The sequence below is a fragment of the Streptomyces sp. NPDC037389 genome (genome assembly GCF_040636475.1).
Taxonomy (GTDB): domain Bacteria; phylum Actinomycetota; class Actinomycetes; order Streptomycetales; family Streptomycetaceae; genus Streptomyces; species Streptomyces hesseae.
The window spans coordinates 106,469-123,482 of the sequence record NZ_JBEZUS010000005.1; the positions used below are offsets into that span (position 1 = coordinate 106,469).

The following is a 17,014-nucleotide window of genomic DNA, read 5'->3' on the forward strand; positions in this document are numbered from 1 at the left end:
CCGTGCGGCTCGGCGGTGACCATGACTGCGATCCCGGGGCCGCGCCGTCCGGAAGCAGCGAGCCGCCGGCCCACGAGGACACCGGCCACCACCACTGACGACCAGCAGCGTGAGCCCGCACCATGATGAGCGGGCTCGCACGCCGGGGGCAGCCCACCGCGAAGGCGGAGAGCGCCCCGGCGACCACGGCTCGCGCGGTCCTGGGCCGTGCCGTGCCGGTCTCGGCCGCGCTTCGTCCGGACCGGGCCCGGATGCACGTGGCGACCAGCAATCCGTCGAGCGCGGAGCTGACCACCCAGACCGGGTGGTTCCACCACAGCACCGGATTCGTCCGTGTGCAGAGCGGCGTGGGCACGATCCCGGTCGGGACGCCGATCACCAGCCCGGCGAGAGTCGTCACGACGGCCGCCACCGACCAGTGGCGCCAGGTCCACATCCGCATGCGTCCGCCCTTCGCCGGCTTCGTCCGCGCATTACCGCTGAGCAGCTTGACGGAAAGGGGTGTGCCCCGAGGAGGGGCGGCGGGCCTGGTGGTCGGCACCCCTCCCCGGTGACGGTGTGACGTGCGTCAGGTGGTTGTCGCCTTCGCGTTGCGCGGTTCGGGATGTGTCCGTGACTGTGGGGAGTCGAGGCGGCCGGTGCGATGCAGGCCGTACACGGCAGCGCCACACGCCAGCCCCAGGGCGAGCAGCGCGGCCCACGGCAAGGCCGGGATGCCCGCGGCGCGGGCGGCGTCGAGTGCGGCGCCGGTGAGAAGGTTGCCGAGGGTGATGCCGATTCCGCAGATGGTGTTGTAGAGCCCGTAGTGAGTGGCGACGAGGCGGTTGCCGGAGAGGCGGACGATGGTGTCCATCTCGAAGGGGTAGGCGATCATCGTGCCCAGTGCCAGCAGCAGCGCCGCGAGCGCGGGCGGTACTGCCGCGAGCAGCCACAGGCCCGGGCCGTCGTGCGGTACGGGTGCGGCGGTGGCCAGGAGCAGCGGCAGGAAGGCCGCCCCCATGGTCACCAGGCCCCAGCCGAGCGCCCGGCCGGGCGCCACGCGGGCCTCGCACCAGGCGGTGACCCTGGTCTGGAACGCGATGGTGCTCAGGCCCGAGACGGCGAAGAGAGCTGCCACGGCGGCGGTGCCGAAGGTGCCGTCACCGCCCAGGCGCCGTACCTCCAGGGGCAGGGCGAGGTACACCTGGAAGGACAGCACGTACGAGCCGATCATGGCCGCGGAGAAGAGCAGGAAGGGCCGGTTGGCGAGAATGCCCCGCCACTGGGTCCGTAGACCGTGCTGTTCGTCCGGCTCCTGGGTGGCCTCGCCCCTCCGGGCCGGCAGGGCGCGGATCTGTACGACGCTCAGTAGCGCGAAGATCCCGGCGGCGACCAGGCAGGTGACGCGGAAGTCGACGCCGGTGAGGACCATGCCGGCCAGGGGGCCCATGAGGATGCCCGCCTGGTAGAAGACGTTGAAGAGGGCGAACGCCTCCACTCGGCGGTCACCGGCGTCGGTGGCCAGGTACGCCCGCACGGCCGGGTTGAACAGGGCGCCGGCCAGGCCGGTGGCGGCGGAGGCGGCCAGCAGGGCGGACAGGGAGTCCACCAGCCCGAGCGCCGCGAAGCCGGCGGTGCGCAGGATGCAGCCGGCGACGATGAGCGGCTTGTAGCCGAAGCGGTCGGCGAGGGCTCCACCGACCAGGAACATGCCCTGCTGGCTGAAGTTGCGCACACCCAGGACCAGTCCGACCAGCCATCCGGCCAGCCCGAGGGTGCCGGCCAGGTGCGCCGCCAGATAGGGCATGAGCATGTAGAAGCCCAGGTTGATGGTGAACTGGTTCACCATCAGCAACTGGACGCTGGCGGGGTAGGAGCGTGCTTGCGCGATGGTGCTCTTCACCGACCGTCCTCCGTTCCGGCTTCCTCGCCGGTGTCGGCGCCGGACAGGGTGAGGGGGTCGACCACGGTGGTGCAGCGGGTCCAGCGGGTGACCTCCTTTTCGTCGAGCCGCCCGACGACCTCCGGTTCCGGCGCGGGTGGTGCGTCGAGGAGTCCGTGGGCGGCGCAGTAGTCGTCGTCGTAGACCGTGCCGAGGTAGCGCTGCGGGCCGTCGGGGAAGATCGCCGCGATCCTGGTGTCGGCCGGCAGGGTGCGGGCCAGCCAGCCGGCGACCAGAGCGACGGCGCCGACGCTCCAGCCGCCGGTCGCGTAGTGGGAGGCGGCCAGTTGCCGGCAGGTCCACACGGCCTCGGCGGGGGAGACCCAGTGCACCTCGCTGAAGTGGTCGTAGGCGACGTTGCGGGGGTAGATGCTGGAGCCGAGCCCGCGCATCAGACGGGGCCGGGCGGGCTGCCCGAAGATCGTCGAACCTATGGTGTCCACGCCGACGAGCCGGAGCCCGGGGAAGAGCTGGCGCAGGACCCGGGAGACGCCGGCCGAGTGGCCGCCTGTGCCGACGCTGCACACCAGGACGTCGATGTGCCCGAGCTGGTGGGCGAGTTCGAGGGCGAGCGGGGTGTAGGCGGTGGTGTTGTCGGGGTTGTTGTACTGGTCGGGGCACCAGGAGCCGGGGTGCCGTTCGAGGAGGCGGGTGACGCGGTCGCGCCGGGCTTGCTGCCAGCCTCCGGCCGGGTGGGGCTCGGAGACGATGTTGACCTGCGCGCCGTAGGCGGTCAGGAGCCGGGTCATGGACCGCTCCAGGCCCGGGTCGGTGACCAGCGTGACCGGGTGGCCGTGGACCATGCCGGCCAGGGCGAGGCCGAGACCGAGGGTGCCGCTGGTGGACTCGATGATCCGTCCGCCGGGCTCGAGGTCGCCGCGGGCGCGGGCCCGCTCGACCATGTGGAGGCCGGGCCGGTCCTTGATGCCTCCGGGGTTGAATCCCTCGAGCTTCGCCCAGAAGCCCCGCCCTGCGGGGGCCAGCGGCTCGGAGACCCGCAGTAGGGGCGTGTTCCCGACGAGGGAGGACATGTCGTGGGCGCGGGGGGAAGCCGTGGGGTTCGAGACAGCAGAAGTCACGGGTTGCATGGATTCGCTTTCGCTTGATGAGTAACAGGGGACGTGCTCATCTCGCGCTGTGTCGCACGGAGGCCCGGGGCCTCTCGTCGTGGGGCAGCGCGGCGGGATACGCCGCGGCCGGGTGTGCTCGGCCGCGGCGGCGGATCTCTAGATCAGCCAGCGGCAGACGGTGGCAAGCAGGGATCTGCCCGTGCGTGGCATGCATGGCCCGTGGGACATCCGCCTCGGGACCAGCGGACCCACCTTGCCCGCGGTGGAGGCGGGGAACGGGGCTTGTGGCAGTCCCAGTGACGAGCGGCAGGTGTGGCTTGCCCGGGCGGCCGCCACCTTGGGGGCGCAGTCATGGGACGAGGGAGTGTGGGGTGCCGCTTTCTCCCCGGATGCGTGGGGTTGCTGCTGTGAGGTGAGTGCAGAGCCCGGCAACTGCGCCGCCGAGGGAACCGGGCAGACCAATGCGCTCAGCAGGGCAAGGAGGGAGAGCACGGCCAGCAGGCGCGTGCGCCGCAGGCTTGCGCCGGCTGTCCCGGTTCGGCCCGGGTGGACGGTGGGTGTGGGCAGGACTGGTCGGCACGCCGGTGCCGACCGCACCTCTCGCGGTAACCGCATGATTCTCCGAGCGGCTATCGACGTGTCACGACGCCGGGTGTGCCGCAGGCAGGTTCAGACAGGGCTACGGGCAGGCACCGGTGAGGGGACGCACCTGATACTGCAGGGGCGTGGGGGAATCAGTCAGCGGTGCCGAGGACAAGCCGGTGCCTGGAGACCCGTCGGCGAAGGAAGGGAGCCGACGGCCCGGGAAACGGCCGGCGGAGAGGGGCGCCCGGATCTAGATCCGCAGAATCGTGGCCCCGCCGGTTGGCGGGGGAGAGACGAAAAGGGCGTCGGCCGTCGTGATCGCCGGAGCCACGGCCGCGTACGGCGCCGGTGGCGCACCCGAAGAAGACGCGCACGGCAGCGGGAGCGCCACACCATGATTGGGCTGACCGGCCAGGCAGCTGTGTGCCGCGTGCCCCGCTTCGTGGCCGTCGTGACCGTGACTGCCGCAGAGGCCGTTGCCCGTGGTGCCGTCGTCGACGGCGTGCTGCACCGCTGTCCGGTGGATTGCCCAAGCCGGCTGGGTTGCCGAAGCCGGCGGAGCGTGGACTGCGGGAACAACTGAGAGAGGTGAGATATGGCCTTCGACGGCTTCGGCGCTGATCCCATGGGAGTACAGCAGCCCCAGAAGAAGCGCCGCCAACCACAACAAACGCCGCAGACCCACTCGGTGCGAGCGGGAACACAGCGCACGCGTGGCGGGCCGGGCCGTGACCATGCCGTGATCGTAGCGGCATTGCCGTAAGTCGCGCTTCAAGACCGGCGTTTCCCGGACGTTGAACGATTCGTCTTCGCTTATACGGTGGGCGACTCATCGCTACTGAGCCAGGGCGGCCGGTTCCGGCGTACTCTGCGACGACCCGCTGGCCGGATGACTCGGTCCGGCTCGGTGCCCCGGAGACAACGGAGACAACTTGGCCGGATGCGGTCCTTGCGGTGGGCGAGGTCACTTTCCGGCGACAAAGCTGCCGCAGGGGTACCGGGCGGGGGTATCGTCGGAAGAGATTCCGTTCCCGCCGGGTCCGGAACCGACCCCAAGGAGTATGCGTGGGCGTCGCACGGTCGCACGGGCGGGCTCTGGCCCGTCTGCTCGCGGTGTGCGCTGTGCTGCTCGGGGTCTTCCTCATGCACGGCACCCCGGCCACCGCTGCTTCCGGCTGCCACGAGGCCATGCCGGCCTCCGCCTCGATGCCCGGTGAGCAGTCTGCTCACGGTGAGCATGCGACTACTGCCGAAGCCGCTTCCGCAGCCCTTCCCGCACCGGCGCACGCCGCCTCCCAGGCGATGGCCGGCGAACACGGGACCCAGTGCGTCGCGACACCCGTTCGCGACCGGATCCCGCTGCCGACGATTTGGCTTCTGGCAGCAGCGGTCTTCGGAGGTCTCGCCGTCTGGGCGCTGCCGTGGCGGCGCGTCGCAGGCCGGACCGGGCGGCGTGGGCCCCCGGGGAGCGGACGCGACCTACTGCTGAGAGTGTGCGTAGCGCGGAACTGACAGGCACCCCGCCCGCGCCCGGTAATACGGGCTTCGGGCCACGTGCCCTGATCACCTGTGCGCCGTCGTGATGCGCACTCCGCAAAGGATTTTTCTCAGATGTCGTTCACTCCTCGTTTCACCCGTCGCCGCGGTCTCGCAGCTGCCGGTACAGCCGTCGTCCTCGCGGTGACGCTGGCCGCCTGCGGCTCGTCGAAGGACTCCGACTCGTCCATGCCGGGCATGGACCACGGCGCCAAGCCCTCGCCGTCGTCCTCGGCGCCGTCGATGCCCGGTATGGACCACGGCAGCATGGGCGATGGCCTGGCCGACTCCAAGGACGGCTACAAACTGACGTCCACCGCCACGGAGCCGGCGGCGGGCAAGGACAGCGAGTACAAGTTCCAGATCATCGGCCCGGACGGCAAGCCGGTCACCGCCTTCGCGGACGACCAGACCAAGAAGATGCACTTCTACGCCGTCCGCTCGGACCTCACCGGCTTCCAGCACCTGCACCCCACCATGGCGGACGACGGCACCTGGACCGCCGGCCTGTCGGCCCTGGAGCCGGGCACCTGGCGGACGTACGCGTCCTTCGTCCCGGACAGCGGTGCGGGCAAGGGCAAGGACTTCGTCCTCAGCCGCACCGTCACCGTTCCCGGCGATGCCCGGAAGACCCCGCTGCCGCAGGCCGCCACCAGCGCTGAGGTCGACGGCTGCACCGTCACCGTCAAGGGTGGCCTCATGGCCGGCATGACCCACCCGATGACCGTCAGCGTCAGCAAGGACGGCAAGCCGGTCACCGACCTCCAGCCTTACCTGGGGACCTACGCCCACCTGACGGCCTTCCACGAGGGCGACCAGGCCTTTGCCCACCTCCACCCGGAGACCAAGGTGAACGGTGACAAGGGCGGGCCGGACCTCGCCTTCCAGGCCATGTTGCCCAAGTCCGGCAACTGGCGGCTGTTCCTGCAGTTCCAGACCGGTGGCAAGCTCCACACCGCCGCGCTGACCCTGAGCGTCGGCTGACAGCCCGTTTGACGGTCGGGGCGGTGCTGCGACGCCGCCTCGACCGGGTCACGAGCTGCTGGTGCCGGGCATCTCGCGCATCTCGGCGATCTCGGCGGTCCGGGAAGTGACGATGTTGCCGGCCATCTCCTTGGCGGGGACCTTCTCGCCCCAGGACGTCAGCCAGGTCGTCATGGTGTCGATCTCCGGAGACTGAGCTTTCTTGATCTTCTCTGACGTGATCGTCGACGCGGCGCACCGCTACCGGATCTTCACCGTGCGGCGGGTACGGGCATGGTGGAAGGCGGTGCTGGACGCGGCCTGCTTCCCGGGCGACGCGTCGGTGGTCGTGACCGAGGACGCCTACGCCGACGCCTACGCGATGCCGGGCCTGCCCGGACGCGTCGTCGTCTCCACCGGTATGCTCGCGGCCCTCGATCCGGCCGAGCGCGAGGCGCTGCTCGCCCACGAGCGGGCTCATCTGCGGGGCCATCACTATCTGTTCACCGCGGCCGTCCAGACGTCGGCCGCGGCGAACCCTCTGCTGCGGCCGCCGGCCACCGCGGTCTCCTTCACCGTGGAGCGGTGGGCCGACGAACACGCCGCCACCGTGTGCCGGGACCGCCGTCCGGTGGCCCGCGCCGTGGGCAAGGCGGCCATCGCCGCCAAGCGCACCGGACACCGGCGGATCCCCGCCGCGGCGCTCGGCCTGCTCGGGCGCGGCCGCGAGCCGGCCGTCGGCCCGGTGCCGCGCCGGGTGGCGGCCCTGCTGGCCCCGCCCCCGCGCAACCACCCGGGATGGGTGTGGGCGGCCGCGCTGCTGATGGCCGCCACCGTGGTGTGTGCGCTGGAAGCGATGCACGACCTCCACAAGCTGCTGGAACCGGCCGAGCTCTCGTGAAACACACGACCTGCCGCCCGGACGCCGCCCCCTCGCTGCCGTTAGCGTGAGGCCGTGGCACGCATTGTGATCGTCGAGGACGACGAGACCATCGGAGGCAGGCTCGCCTCGACGCTGCGGGCCCTGGGCCACGACAGCGAGTGGTGTCCCGACGGTGCGGCGGCGCTGGGAAGGGCCGCCCGGGGCCCCGCCGAGCTGGTGCTGCTCGATCTGGGGCTGCCGGACGCCGACGGGTTCGAGCTGTGCCGGCAGTTGCGGGAACGTCTGCCCGACGCCGTGCTGGTGGTGCTGACCGCCCGCACCGGTGAGATGGACGTGATCCAGGCCCTGGAATCGGGCGCGGACGACTACCTGACCAAGCCGTTCCGGCTCGCCGAGCTTCAGGCGCGCATCGCGGCGCACCTGCGGCGTGCGTCACCGGGCGGGAACGGCGGCACGTCACGGATCCGCCACGGCACGCTGCTCATCGACCGCGCGGCGCGGCGCTGCTCCACTCCGACGCGGGAGGTGGTCCTGCGGCCCAAGGAATTCGACTTGCTGGCCCGGCTGGCCGCCTCCGCGGGGCAGGCGGTGAGCCGGGAGGACCTGATGAGCGACGTGTGGGACGAGAACTGGTTCGGTTCCACCAAGACGCTCGACGTCCATGTGGCGGCGCTGCGCCGCAAGCTCGGTGACCAGGTGCGGATCACCACCTTGCGGCACTTCGGGTACCGGCTCGAACCGCCCGGGGGGCGGTGATCGTGCGCCGTCGCATCCTCCGGGCCACTGTGGTGGCGGTGGTGTGCGCGGTGGTGCTGTTCTCCGTGCCGCTGGCTGTGGCGGTGCTGCGGCTGTACCGGCAGGACGAGGTGCGCGAGCTGCAGCAGCTGGCCGATCAGGTGGCCGTGAGCGTCCCGGCGGACGTGCACGACACGCGGGATCCGATGGAACTGCCGCCCGCCGAGTCCGGTACCCGGCTCGGTGTGTACGACGACACGGGGCGTCTGGTCATCGGGGCAGGTCCAGCCCGCGGTGACGGTCCGGTGCGTGAGGCCCTCGCGGGTTCGGCAGCATCGCGCCGACTGGGCGACCAGCTGGTGGCGGCGGTCCCGGTGGGCTCCGGGGAGCGGGTACGGGCGGTGGTGCGGGCCGCCTCCCCGGCCGATGGTCCGCTGCGCCGGGCGGCTCTCACCTGGGCCGGCATGCTCGGGCTGGCGGCGGTCGCGGTCGGGGTGGGCGTCGTGCTGGCGGTGCGGTCCAGCAGGCGCCTCGCCCGCCCTCTGGAGGCGCTGGCGGCGACGGCCGTACGGCTGGAGGGCGGTGACCTGACCGCCCGCGCCGCCCCCACCGGACTACCGGAGGCCGACGAGGTCGCCGACGCGCTGGGCCGCGCCGCCGGACACATCGACCGCCTGCTGCGCCGTGAGCGGGCCTTCAGCTCGGACGCCTCGCACCAGCTGCGCACCGCGCTGACCCGGGTGCGGCTGGAACTGGAGAGCGCGCTGTCCGCCACCGCGCCGACGGACCCGCACGATGCGATGCGTACCGCCCTGGCGTCCCTGACCCACATGGAGGCCACACTGGGCGACCTCCTGGCCCTGGCCCGGGATGTGCCGGAGCGGGCGCCGCTGGACGTGGGCGAGCTGCTCGCCGAGGCCGAACGGCGCTGGCACGGCGAGCTGGCAGCCGCCGGGCGGCCCCTGCGGGTCGTCGCCGAGGAGGACCTGCCCGAGGCGGTCGGCTCACCGCGCGCGGGGCGGCAGGTCCTGGATGTCCTGCTGGCCAACGCCGTTGTCCATGGCAGCGGCGCGGTGACGGTCACCGCGAGGGACGCGGCCGGAGTACTCGCCGTGGACATCGAGGACGAGGGCCCCGCCCTGCCCGAGGACCAGGATGTGTTCGCCCGGCGGCGGAGCGACGGCACGGGCCACGGGATCGGGCTCGCACTGGCCCGCTCCCTGGTGGAGGCCGAAGGCGGACGTCTGATGCTCTCCAGACGATCGCCGCACCCGCGTTTCACCTGGCTCATCGCGGGCCGCTACGAGGAGCCGGGACAGTGACGCACCGCGTTGTCCGCTGAGCGAACCGCCCGCCGCGACGCGGTGCGACGGGCCGGGGGGCTTCCCGCTCACAGTTCGCGCAGCTCGGTCAGAGGTGGCCGACGGGCGTGGCGTACCGCTGTCCACGCCGCCGCGGCCAGGGCGGCCGCGGTGGCCGCGGCCAGTGCGCCGAGGTACCCCCACGGTACGGCGAGGGACGCCGGGGGCGGGTCGAAGACGCCGGACAGAACCTTGACCAGCATCTGGGACAGGGCCCAGCCCAGCACGATGCCGCCGACCGCGCCCGCCAGGGCGACCAGAGCGGCTTCGCTCCACACGAACCCCGACAGCTGCCGTCCCCGGGCGCCCAGCACCGATGCCAGCGCCAGGGTGCGCCGCCGTTCGGTCAGGCCGAGGGCGAGCACCAGACCGCCCGCCGCCGCTCCGATGACCAGGGCGAAGGCCAGCTCGACGCGGGTGAGCCCGCCCAGGTCCACGGCGGTGAGGCTGGACCCGGTCACCGTCCGGGCCGACGGCAGGTCGGTGACGTGCGCGGCGGGGCCGAGCGCTGCCCGGACGTGCCGGGCCACGGCCTGCTGGCCGGTGCCGCCGGTGTCGACCAGCAGCGTGCCGACCGCGCTGCTGCCTGTCGCGGAGGCCACGTAGGAGGCGTTGGCCACCAGGAAGCTGTCCTTGGGGGCGGTGGGGAACTCCTTGACAATGCCCACGAAGTGGAAGGCGACGGGGCGCAGCTGGTGGGTGCGGCCGTCCTGCAGGCGCAGCTGGACCCGGTCACCCGGGTGGAGCTGGAAGTCGTTGGCGGTCTCGGCGCTGACCAGCAGGCCGTCGGGCTGCCGGTCGAGACGGTCCATCAGCTGCCGGGCGGTTCCGCCGGAGAAGTACGCGTTCTGCAGTCGTCCCGTGTCCACGATGGTGGAGGGCCGGACCCCGTACAGGTCCTGGAGGTCGGGGCCGACGTAGGCGAAGCGGTGCTGGAGCGGCTCCACGCGCCGTACCCCGGGCAGTGCCGCCACCCGTGCCGCGTCGGAGGCACCCGTGATGGCACCGGGGGACTCGGTGACGGTGACGTCGGCGCCGTTGGTGAGTACCGCATCGGCCTGGGCCTGCTGGCGGTAGGTGGAGTTGAACACCGCGGTCGAGGCGGCGAACGCGGTCGCCAGCGCGAGCAGCACCACCGCCCGCAGGACCGTGCCCCGCTGCCGGGACAGACTCGCCGCGACCATACCGGACAGGGGTCCGGCCGCCGGCCGCAGCAGCCGGGTCAGCACCGGCCGGCCGCGCCGCAGCACCAGGTCCGTCAGCAGCCAGGTCAGCAGCGCCCCGCCCGTCCACAGCAGGGCCGGTCCGGCGAACGCCCAGTAGTCCACCGACAGGGTGGGCGTGCCTTCGGGGGCGAGGACGAGGGCGTAATTCGTACGGCTGGTGATCCGGAACACCAGCAGCGACACGGCCAGCAGCCCGGCAGCCAGTGCCCACCACGCGGCACGCGGCACCCGGCGGTGCTCCACCGCCGTCCGTCCGGCCACGACGGTGGATGCCTTGAGGTCGCGGCGGGCGGGCAGCAGCACGGCCCCGCCCGCGATGACCGCGCCCACGGCGAGCGCGGCCAGCGCCCAGCCGGTGCTGAAGGATCCGGCCGTGCCGAAGGCCGTACGCCCCAGCAGCGCCGCGACCCCCAGCCCGGCCGCCCCGCCCACTAGGGCCACGACCGCGGCCTCCACGGCCGCCAGCCCCAGCAGCCGCCCCGCGGTGGCGCCCCGGGCGCGCAGCAGGGCCTGTTCCCTGCGCCGTCGGGCCGCCCCCGCCCCGGCGACCGCGGCGGTGAGCGCCCCGGCCAGCAGCGCACCGGGCACCCCGAGGAACAGGAAGAGCATCTGCGCGTACAGGGCGTCCGAGCGGGCCGCGTCCAGCACCGCGCCCAGGTTGTCGCCCACCTGACCTGCTCCGGCGAGGCGTACCTCGGTGTTGTGCGCGCTGCCGGTCACGGCCGTGTAGGCGGCGGCCGGGTCGTGCGGCAGCGCGTGGCCGCGCCGCACGTGGATCTGGTCGTGGACGAGGTCGGGGCGTGCCTTGGCCAGCGGGTCGAAGGCCGCGTGCCAGCGGCCCTCGGGCAGCAGCACCACGTTGTCGGGCGGGGCCGCCGGCTGCGACTGCGGCGGCGCGCCGACCTTCTGGAACAGCGAGTCGGCGTGCGGAAGGTCCACCACACCGTCCACGCGGACCTTGAGCGGCGGCAGTCCGGCCCGTCCGACGGTCACCGTGTCTCCGGGGGCCGCGTGGAGGTTGGCGGCGGTCTGCTGGGCCAGCAGCACCCCGTCCCCGCGCCCGGCCAGCACCCGGATCTCGCCCGGGAACACCGAGCGGTAACCGGCCGGCACACCCAGCACCATGCCGGGTCCGGTGGTCTGGGCAGTGCCCTGGGCAGTGGCGGAAAGACCGCTGGTGCCGGCGTATCCGACCGGCAGCGCCGCCCGCGTGCCGGGAGTGTTCCGCACGGTGGTCAGCACCGACCGGGCGTCCGCGCCGCTCGCCGCCTGCACCTGCCAGTCCACGGTCACGCCGCGCACGGACTGCGCGGTCATCGTCGCCCGCGTGGCGCCGAGGAAGCCGCCGAGCGCCGCCAGCAGCGCCACCGCCGTGGCCACCCCGGCCGCCACCGCGAGCAGCCGTCCGCCACGCCGCCGCAGCAGACCGGCCAGCCAGATCCTGATCATCGCCGTCCTCCTCCCCGGCCCCGCCGGGGCGCCGGCCATCGGGCACCGCCGGCCGGCCGCCCCGGGCGGGGACGCCGACGTGCCACGTCGCTGCCTGCCGCGCTGTTCATCGTGGGCTCCGCCCGGTCGGCGGCCCCGGCCCCGCCCCGGAGCCCGTCTCCGGCTGGACCAGCCGCCCGTCGGCCATGTACCAGCAGGTGTCCAGCTCGCGGGCGACGCGTGGGTCATGGGTGGTCACCAGCACCGCCGCGCCCAGCTCCTCGGCCGCGTCCAGCAGCACCCTCAGCACCTGGCGGCCGGTCGCGCGGTCCAGCTGCCCGGTCGGCTCGTCGGCCAGCACCAGGCGGGGCCGCCGCGCCAGCACCCTGGCGACGGCGACGCGCTGGGCCTGCCCGGCCGACAGCTCGTCCGGTATCCGGCCCGCCAGCGACTGAAGCCCCAGACTTTCCAGTGCCGCCCGCGCCCGGGATGCGGCCTCGCCCTCTCCCACGCCGTCGATCCGCAGCGGAAGCGCGACGTTCTCGGCGACGGTGAGCGGTGGCAGCAGACTCGGGCCCTGGAAGACCACTCCGATGTGCCGGGCGAGTCCGTCCGTGCCTCCGGGGTCGAGACCCGGGTGGCTCACCCGGCCCGTGGTGGGGCGGTCCAGACCGGCCATCAAGTGCAGGAGGGTCGACTTGCCCGAGCCGGACGGCCCGACCACGCAGACGCGGGCGCCGGGCGGCACCGAGCAGGTCAGCCCGTGCACCGCGACGACCGCGCCCGGCCCGCCGCCGTACGTTCGCGCCGCGTTCTCGCAGCGGACCAGCGGTGCGCCGGTGGTGTCCTTCATCTCCGTGAGGCCCACGGCGTCCGAGTGCCGCTTCATCACGCCCACTTCCCGTCCCGCAGCCGCAGCACCCGGTCGGCGGCTCCCGCCACGGCGCGGCTGTGGGTGACCACGACCACCGCGGTCCCGGCGGCGGCACGCTCGCGCAGCAGGGCCAGCAGCCGCCGCTCGGTCTCCCCGTCCACCTCACCGGTCGGCTCGTCGGCGAGCAGTAGATCGGGCGCGTTCGCCAGGGCGACGGCCAGGCCGGCCCGGGCGGCCTCCCCTCCGGACAGCCGGCTCGGCAGGGAGTCGGCGCGCTGCGCGATGCCCACCCGCTCAAGAAGCTCCCGCGGCGGTACGCGGGTACGGATCGGCCCGGGCGCCAGCCGCTGCACGAGCGCGATGTTGTCCCGCACGGTGAGGTGGTCCAGCAGATTGCCCGACTGGAACAGCACCCCGATGTGCCGTGCCCGGACAGCGCCCCGTTCGCGCTCGGCCCGGTGGCTGATCCGCTCTCCCGCGACACGCACCGTGCCGCCGTCCGGCTCGTCAAGGCCCGCGAGGCAGTTCAGCAGCGTCGTCTTGCCCGAACCGGACGGCCCGGTCACCGCGACTGTCTCGCCGCGTTCGACCTCCAGACCGACGCCCTGGAGCGCGAACGTCTCCTCTTCCCCGGCTCGGAAGAACCGGTACAGCGAGCGGGCGCTGAGCACCGGCGCGGCCATCACGACCACCGGAAGGAGTCGGTGACGGTCCGCCACGGGTCGACGTTGTCCGCACCCACGGCACCGGACAGCGTCAGCACGGCCTCGCCCGCACCCGCCTTGTAAAACGCGTACCGCTGCACGTCCAGCGCGACGCGCTTACCGGTCACCTGGTCCGGCGGGGAGTCCGCGTGGTACTCGGCCAGCACCGCCCTGCCGCCGGCGCGCTGCACGGTGGTCACCTTGACCAGGCTGAAGTGCGTACTCGCGGTGCTGATCGCGGGAATGTCGGTGGCCTTCACGGAGTTCACCGACGGGGCCGTCGTGGCATGGACGCGCTCGACGCGCACGCTGTTGAACTTGTCGGTGAACACGGTCGCCGACCCCTGGGTCGTGCGCGACCATCCCTCCGGCACCTTCACCGTGAAGCCACCGCCCGGAGGCGACCAGGGCACGAATGCCTGTGTGTCCGGGATGTCACCGGGCGGATTCGAATCGGCGGGAGCAGGCTTCGAAGTGGACGGTGCCGTGGTCCCGGACGGATGAGAGGGTGAGGACGAGGAGCAGGCCGCGGCCCCGGCTCCGGCCCCGGCGACGAGCACCAGACCGGCCGCGGCGGCAGCGAACGGACGACGCATGATCGGCACCTCCACAGCGGCGCGGGGGAGGGGGAGAGAGATCCGCCACCCCTGCCTCTTCTGCCTTCGTCCATCACGCTAGGGACCCGGCGCCCAGCGCCCGCACTGCGCACGATTAGCGCACGGTTAAAAAATGGGAAACGGCTGTCGGCTGCTCGGTCGCCGGGCACTCGCGGCCGTGTCGGTGTCACGTGGTGACCGGCCCCCGTAGCCGAGCGGGCCGTTCTCCGCTCGGTCGCACGTGTCCCGCCGCACGGGCCGGCCTGCCGGCCTGACGGTGCGCGCCGAACTCGACACCGGCCAGTACCCCCACCGGTATCCAGGTCGGCGACGAGGAGATCGCAGCCCTGCTCTTAGGGGACACACGATGTGATGTTGTTGAGGTAGACCGTGAACCAGCCGTCCCCGGGCCTCTGAATCGAGAGCCTTACGGAGCACCGCGTGCCGAGAGCGCCAACGGTCGCTCTCGAAGCGGACCACTGCTCGCCGGTGTTCACATAGTTGTCGTTCTGGTCGCGGTAGGTCATGTCTATGGCGAAGCGGCACCAGGCCGGGCCGCTGATCTTGGTGATGCTCGCCCACATGGCGTTCGGGTGTGCGTGAGCGGTTGTGTAGCGGAAATACCCATCCGCAACGCAGTCACCGGCCGCGAACTGAATGTCGCCCGATCCGTTGGTCCAGATCACACGATCCCCGGAAGCCGCGCCGGCGGGGACCGGCGAGGCCAGAGCCAGCCCTCCCGCTGCGACTATGGCCAGAGCTGCCTTCTTCGCCTTACCCATGATTTCTCCCTCGAAAGGTCCTGCCGGACCTCGTTGAAATGAATGCTCTGGGACTGACTACCTACGCGCACGACGACGGCGCCCGCGGCCGGCCACCACTCATCGATCCCGCCGGCAGCTTCCTGCCCACCGGCCGGCTGTCGGCCTTCGCCTCGGACATGCTGCTCCCTCCTTCACCCGGGCTTCGACAGGTCAGGACTCTAGGTCTTCCGGGACACGTCAACTGTGCTGCTGCTGCAGAGAAGTTGGCCCTTTGTGCGCGCCTCGGAACCAGTGAGCCCAGCCGCACCGGTCCCCCCGTTGCGCGCCGTGGCGGGCGCTGCCATCCTGAGCGCGGAATCGGCCTTCGGGAGGGGAGGGCACTCAGTGCGGAAACAGCACAGGGGCGACCGTCTTGAACCGCTGTGTCCATCCCCTGCGGTTTTCGGTGCCGCACCAGCGTCCTCGCCGGGTGGTCCTGCTTTGTGAGCGCGACCCTGGACGCGGCGGCCTTTTCGCCGGGGGACCGGGAAGAAGCGGTCCGGCACGCGGTCTGGGAGTCCGTCGTACGGATCGAGATCGACCATCATCCTCCGCCGGAGGACATCTCGGTCAAGGTCAAGCTGGACACGGTCGGCTGCATCGGTGTCTGCTCGGGACGGGCGACCGGCCTGACGATACGGCGGACACGGCGGCTGGCGCGGGAGGACACCGAGCCGAACATCTTCCTGGGTCTCCAAGTGACGGGTACCAGCGTGGTGGCGCAGAACGATCGCCAAGCCGTGTTGAAACCGGGGGAGTTCGCCCTCTATGACACGTCCGTCCCGTACACCCTCGGCTTCGACGCCGGTGTCGACCACCACTTCCTGCGCTTCCCGCGCGCTGCGCTCGCGCTGCCCGAGTCGTTACTGAGGGAAATGACCGCGGTCACGTTCTGCGCCAGCAGCCCCGTCGCGGCCCTCGCCTACGCCTACTTCTCCCAACTGGCCGCCACCGAGGGGCTCCATCAGGACCGGTACGCCCAGGCGGTCACGGACCCCAGTCTCGATCTGATCCGCGCCGCCGTCACATCCCGGCTCGGCGACTCGCCCTTGGCCCGGGAATCGTTGGAGGCGACGCTCAACCTCCGGATTCTCCGGTACATGCGGGCGCACCTGCGCGATCGCGACCTGTCTGCCGCGCAGATTGCCTCCGCACACGGCGTCTCGGTCCGGCACCTCTACACACTGCTGGCCCGGTCGGGGGTCACCCCGGGCGGCTGGATCCGCTCGAAGCGCCTGGAGGAATGCCGGCGGGAACTGGCCGGCCCGAAGGCGCAGCACCGGACGATCGCCGCGATCGGGTGCAGCTGGGGCTTTGTGGACGCGACTCACTTCAGCAAGGCATTCAAGCGGGCGTACGGCATCTCCCCACGCGCCTGGCGCGACCTCAACCGCACCCGCGGCCAAGCAGGTGACCACCCGCAGGGCTGGCACGCGAGGTGATCGAGATTTGCCGGGACGCCTATCGCTCAGCTCGGTGGAGGACCGCTGATACGGCCCTGTGCTCGGGTAGCCATGGCGAAGTGCGCGCCCTCATGGTGCAGGCGATCGACCTCGGCCTCGCGCCCGAAGGCGGCGACCCCGACGGGTGCTTCGCTCTCCACGCGGCGATGGAGCGGGCGTCCTGCGACGACGCGGTCAGGGACGAAGTCCGGCGGATCTTCGCCATCGTCGAGGACGCGCTGTGCGCCACCGTCGCCGAGGGGCAGGCGACAGGCGGGATCGGCGGCGGGCGCGACGCGCGGAGCCTGGCCCGCCATGTGCTGAGCGCGTACTACGGACTGCGCGTCCTCAGCGGGGTCCGGGACGACCGGGAGGCGTTGCTGGACGTGGTGGAGACCACCCTGGCAGGCCTGTAGCCGGACCGTGACCTCGTCCTGTTGTGAGCAGCCGTGAACCCCCACGGTGCGACTACCGCGCCATGGACCTCGGCGAGTGGATGCGAGCCCGGCTGTCCCGAGTGGAGCGGACAGGGGGGCGATCGCTGAGCGTGCTGCCAGGCCGTCGGCGTCAAAAGCCGGACAGCATGGACTACTTGCAAGCGTTAGCTCCGATTCCGGGTGGAGTGCCCGCTGGCCCGGGTGTGCCGGAGCCGTGTGCTACCGGGGTGGCCTGGCAGGCGCTGGCGGTCGCGGTACGCGCCTACGAACTCGCCCGCGCCTACGCCGTCGAGCGTGAGCTCTTCGGCGGCAACGGCATCGTTCTCGACTACGGGATCGCCAAGTTCTTCGCCGACGCCGAGGCCGTCTACTCCTTCGAGGGCACCCGGGAGATGAACACCCTCATCGTCGGCAAGTCCATCACCGGGCACAGCGCCTTCGCGTGACGAG

Annotated in this window: 15 protein-coding genes and 1 pseudogene; 8 read left to right on the plus strand and 8 right to left on the minus strand. The window is 72.3% G+C overall.

Annotation, left to right across the window (positions count from 1 at the left end; all coding sequences use genetic code 11):
- Positions 1-125: 125 nt before the first annotated feature.
- Positions 126-554, plus strand: a complete 429-nt coding sequence (locus AB0E98_RS12665) for a hypothetical protein (protein WP_361701653.1) — start codon at positions 126-128, stop codon at positions 552-554.
- A gap of 14 nt (positions 555-568) precedes the next feature.
- Here the strand turns inward: AB0E98_RS12665 and AB0E98_RS12670 are convergent, their stop codons facing one another.
- Complete coding sequence (locus tag AB0E98_RS12670) at positions 569-1,882, minus strand: MFS transporter (protein ID WP_361701655.1); 1,314 nt, start codon at positions 1,880-1,882, stop codon at positions 569-571.
- A complete protein-coding gene (locus tag AB0E98_RS12675; protein WP_361701656.1) occupies positions 1,879-3,009 on the minus strand; it encodes a PLP-dependent cysteine synthase family protein in 1,131 nt (376 codons plus the stop codon). Before AB0E98_RS12675 ends, AB0E98_RS12670 begins: the two co-directional genes overlap by 4 nt.
- A 2,178-nt stretch (positions 3,010-5,187) precedes the next feature.
- Between AB0E98_RS12675 and AB0E98_RS12680 the strand changes: the two genes are divergently transcribed.
- Positions 5,188-6,096 carry a hypothetical protein gene (locus tag AB0E98_RS12680; protein WP_361701658.1) on the plus strand — a complete coding sequence of 303 codons (909 nt, stop codon included), beginning with the start codon at positions 5,188-5,190 and terminating at the stop codon, positions 6,094-6,096.
- Positions 6,097-6,144: 48 nt separating this feature from the next.
- Here the strand turns inward: AB0E98_RS12680 and AB0E98_RS12685 are convergent, their stop codons facing one another.
- On the minus strand, positions 6,145-6,270 hold the full coding sequence (locus tag AB0E98_RS12685) for a hypothetical protein (RefSeq protein ID WP_361701660.1): 126 nt from the start codon (positions 6,268-6,270) through the stop codon (positions 6,145-6,147).
- Between the two features lie 28 nt (positions 6,271-6,298).
- Between AB0E98_RS12685 and AB0E98_RS12690 the strand changes: the two genes are divergently transcribed.
- Genes AB0E98_RS12690 through AB0E98_RS12700 form a run of 3 tightly spaced genes read left to right on the plus strand, consistent with a single transcriptional unit; the run spans position 6,299 to position 9,015 of the window.
- A complete protein-coding gene (locus AB0E98_RS12690) occupies positions 6,299-6,976 on the plus strand; it encodes a M56 family metallopeptidase (protein WP_361701661.1) in 678 nt (225 codons plus the stop codon).
- A 54-nt stretch (positions 6,977-7,030) separates the two neighbouring features.
- Positions 7,031-7,714: a response regulator transcription factor gene (locus AB0E98_RS12695; protein WP_361701662.1), complete on the plus strand. Its 684-nt coding sequence runs from the start codon at positions 7,031-7,033 to the stop codon at positions 7,712-7,714.
- Between the two features lie 2 nt (positions 7,715-7,716).
- Positions 7,717-9,015, plus strand: a complete 1,299-nt coding sequence (locus AB0E98_RS12700; protein ID WP_361701663.1) for a HAMP domain-containing sensor histidine kinase — start codon at positions 7,717-7,719, stop codon at positions 9,013-9,015.
- Between the two features lie 68 nt (positions 9,016-9,083).
- Here the strand turns inward: AB0E98_RS12700 and AB0E98_RS12705 are convergent, their stop codons facing one another.
- The 5 genes from AB0E98_RS12705 to AB0E98_RS12725 form a co-directional block, all read right to left on the minus strand.
- Complete coding sequence (locus AB0E98_RS12705; protein ID WP_361701664.1) at positions 9,084-11,729, minus strand: FtsX-like permease family protein; 2,646 nt, start codon at positions 11,727-11,729, stop codon at positions 9,084-9,086.
- A 106-nt stretch (positions 11,730-11,835) separates the two neighbouring features.
- A complete protein-coding gene (locus AB0E98_RS12710; protein ID WP_361701666.1) occupies positions 11,836-12,597 on the minus strand; it encodes an ABC transporter ATP-binding protein in 762 nt (253 codons plus the stop codon).
- Positions 12,597-13,301 carry an ATP-binding cassette domain-containing protein gene (locus AB0E98_RS12715; protein WP_361701668.1) on the minus strand — a complete coding sequence of 235 codons (705 nt, stop codon included), beginning with the start codon at positions 13,299-13,301 and terminating at the stop codon, positions 12,597-12,599. Before AB0E98_RS12715 ends, AB0E98_RS12710 begins: the two co-directional genes overlap by 1 nt.
- Complete coding sequence (locus AB0E98_RS12720; protein ID WP_361701669.1) at positions 13,265-13,699, minus strand: hypothetical protein; 435 nt, start codon at positions 13,697-13,699, stop codon at positions 13,265-13,267. The genes AB0E98_RS12715 and AB0E98_RS12720 overlap by 37 nt, the downstream gene beginning before the upstream one ends.
- A gap of 536 nt (positions 13,700-14,235) precedes the next feature.
- On the minus strand, positions 14,236-14,664 hold the full coding sequence (locus tag AB0E98_RS12725) for a hypothetical protein (RefSeq protein ID WP_361701670.1): 429 nt from the start codon (positions 14,662-14,664) through the stop codon (positions 14,236-14,238).
- A 464-nt stretch (positions 14,665-15,128) separates the two neighbouring features.
- Between AB0E98_RS12725 and AB0E98_RS12730 the strand changes: the two genes are divergently transcribed.
- The 3 genes and pseudogenes from AB0E98_RS12730 to AB0E98_RS12740 form a co-directional block, all read left to right on the plus strand.
- Entirely contained in the window at positions 15,129-16,127 is a 999-nt protein-coding gene (locus tag AB0E98_RS12730; protein ID WP_361701672.1) for a helix-turn-helix domain-containing protein, read from the plus strand.
- A gap of 80 nt (positions 16,128-16,207) precedes the next feature.
- Positions 16,208-16,543 (plus strand): hypothetical protein, encoded by a 336-nt coding sequence (locus AB0E98_RS12735; protein ID WP_361701674.1) that lies wholly within the window; start codon positions 16,208-16,210, stop codon positions 16,541-16,543.
- A gap of 314 nt (positions 16,544-16,857) precedes the next feature.
- Positions 16,858-17,010, plus strand: a pseudogene (locus tag AB0E98_RS12740) (acyl-CoA dehydrogenase family protein); the annotation flags it as partial.
- Positions 17,011-17,014: the final 4 nt, after the last annotated feature.

Bases quoted from the DNA above. Each gene is read 5' to 3' on its own strand.
- AB0E98_RS12665 (WP_361701653.1), top strand. From the start codon at position 126: ATGAGCGGGCTCGCACGCCGGGGGCAGCCCACCGCGAAGGCGGAGAGC.
- AB0E98_RS12675 (WP_361701656.1), bottom strand. From the start codon at position 3,009: ATGCAACCCGTGACTTCTGCTGTCTCGAACCCCACGGCTTCCCCCCGC.
- AB0E98_RS12680 (WP_361701658.1), top strand. From the start codon at position 5,188: ATGTCGTTCACTCCTCGTTTCACCCGTCGCCGCGGTCTCGCAGCTGCC.
- AB0E98_RS12685 (WP_361701660.1), bottom strand. From the start codon at position 6,270: ATGACGACCTGGCTGACGTCCTGGGGCGAGAAGGTCCCCGCCAAGGAG.
- AB0E98_RS12705 (WP_361701664.1), bottom strand. From the start codon at position 11,729: ATGATCAGGATCTGGCTGGCCGGTCTGCTGCGGCGGCGTGGCGGACGG.
- AB0E98_RS12710 (WP_361701666.1), bottom strand. From the start codon at position 12,597: ATGAAGCGGCACTCGGACGCCGTGGGCCTCACGGAGATGAAGGACACC.
- AB0E98_RS12725 (WP_361701670.1), bottom strand. From the start codon at position 14,664: ATGGGTAAGGCGAAGAAGGCAGCTCTGGCCATAGTCGCAGCGGGAGGG.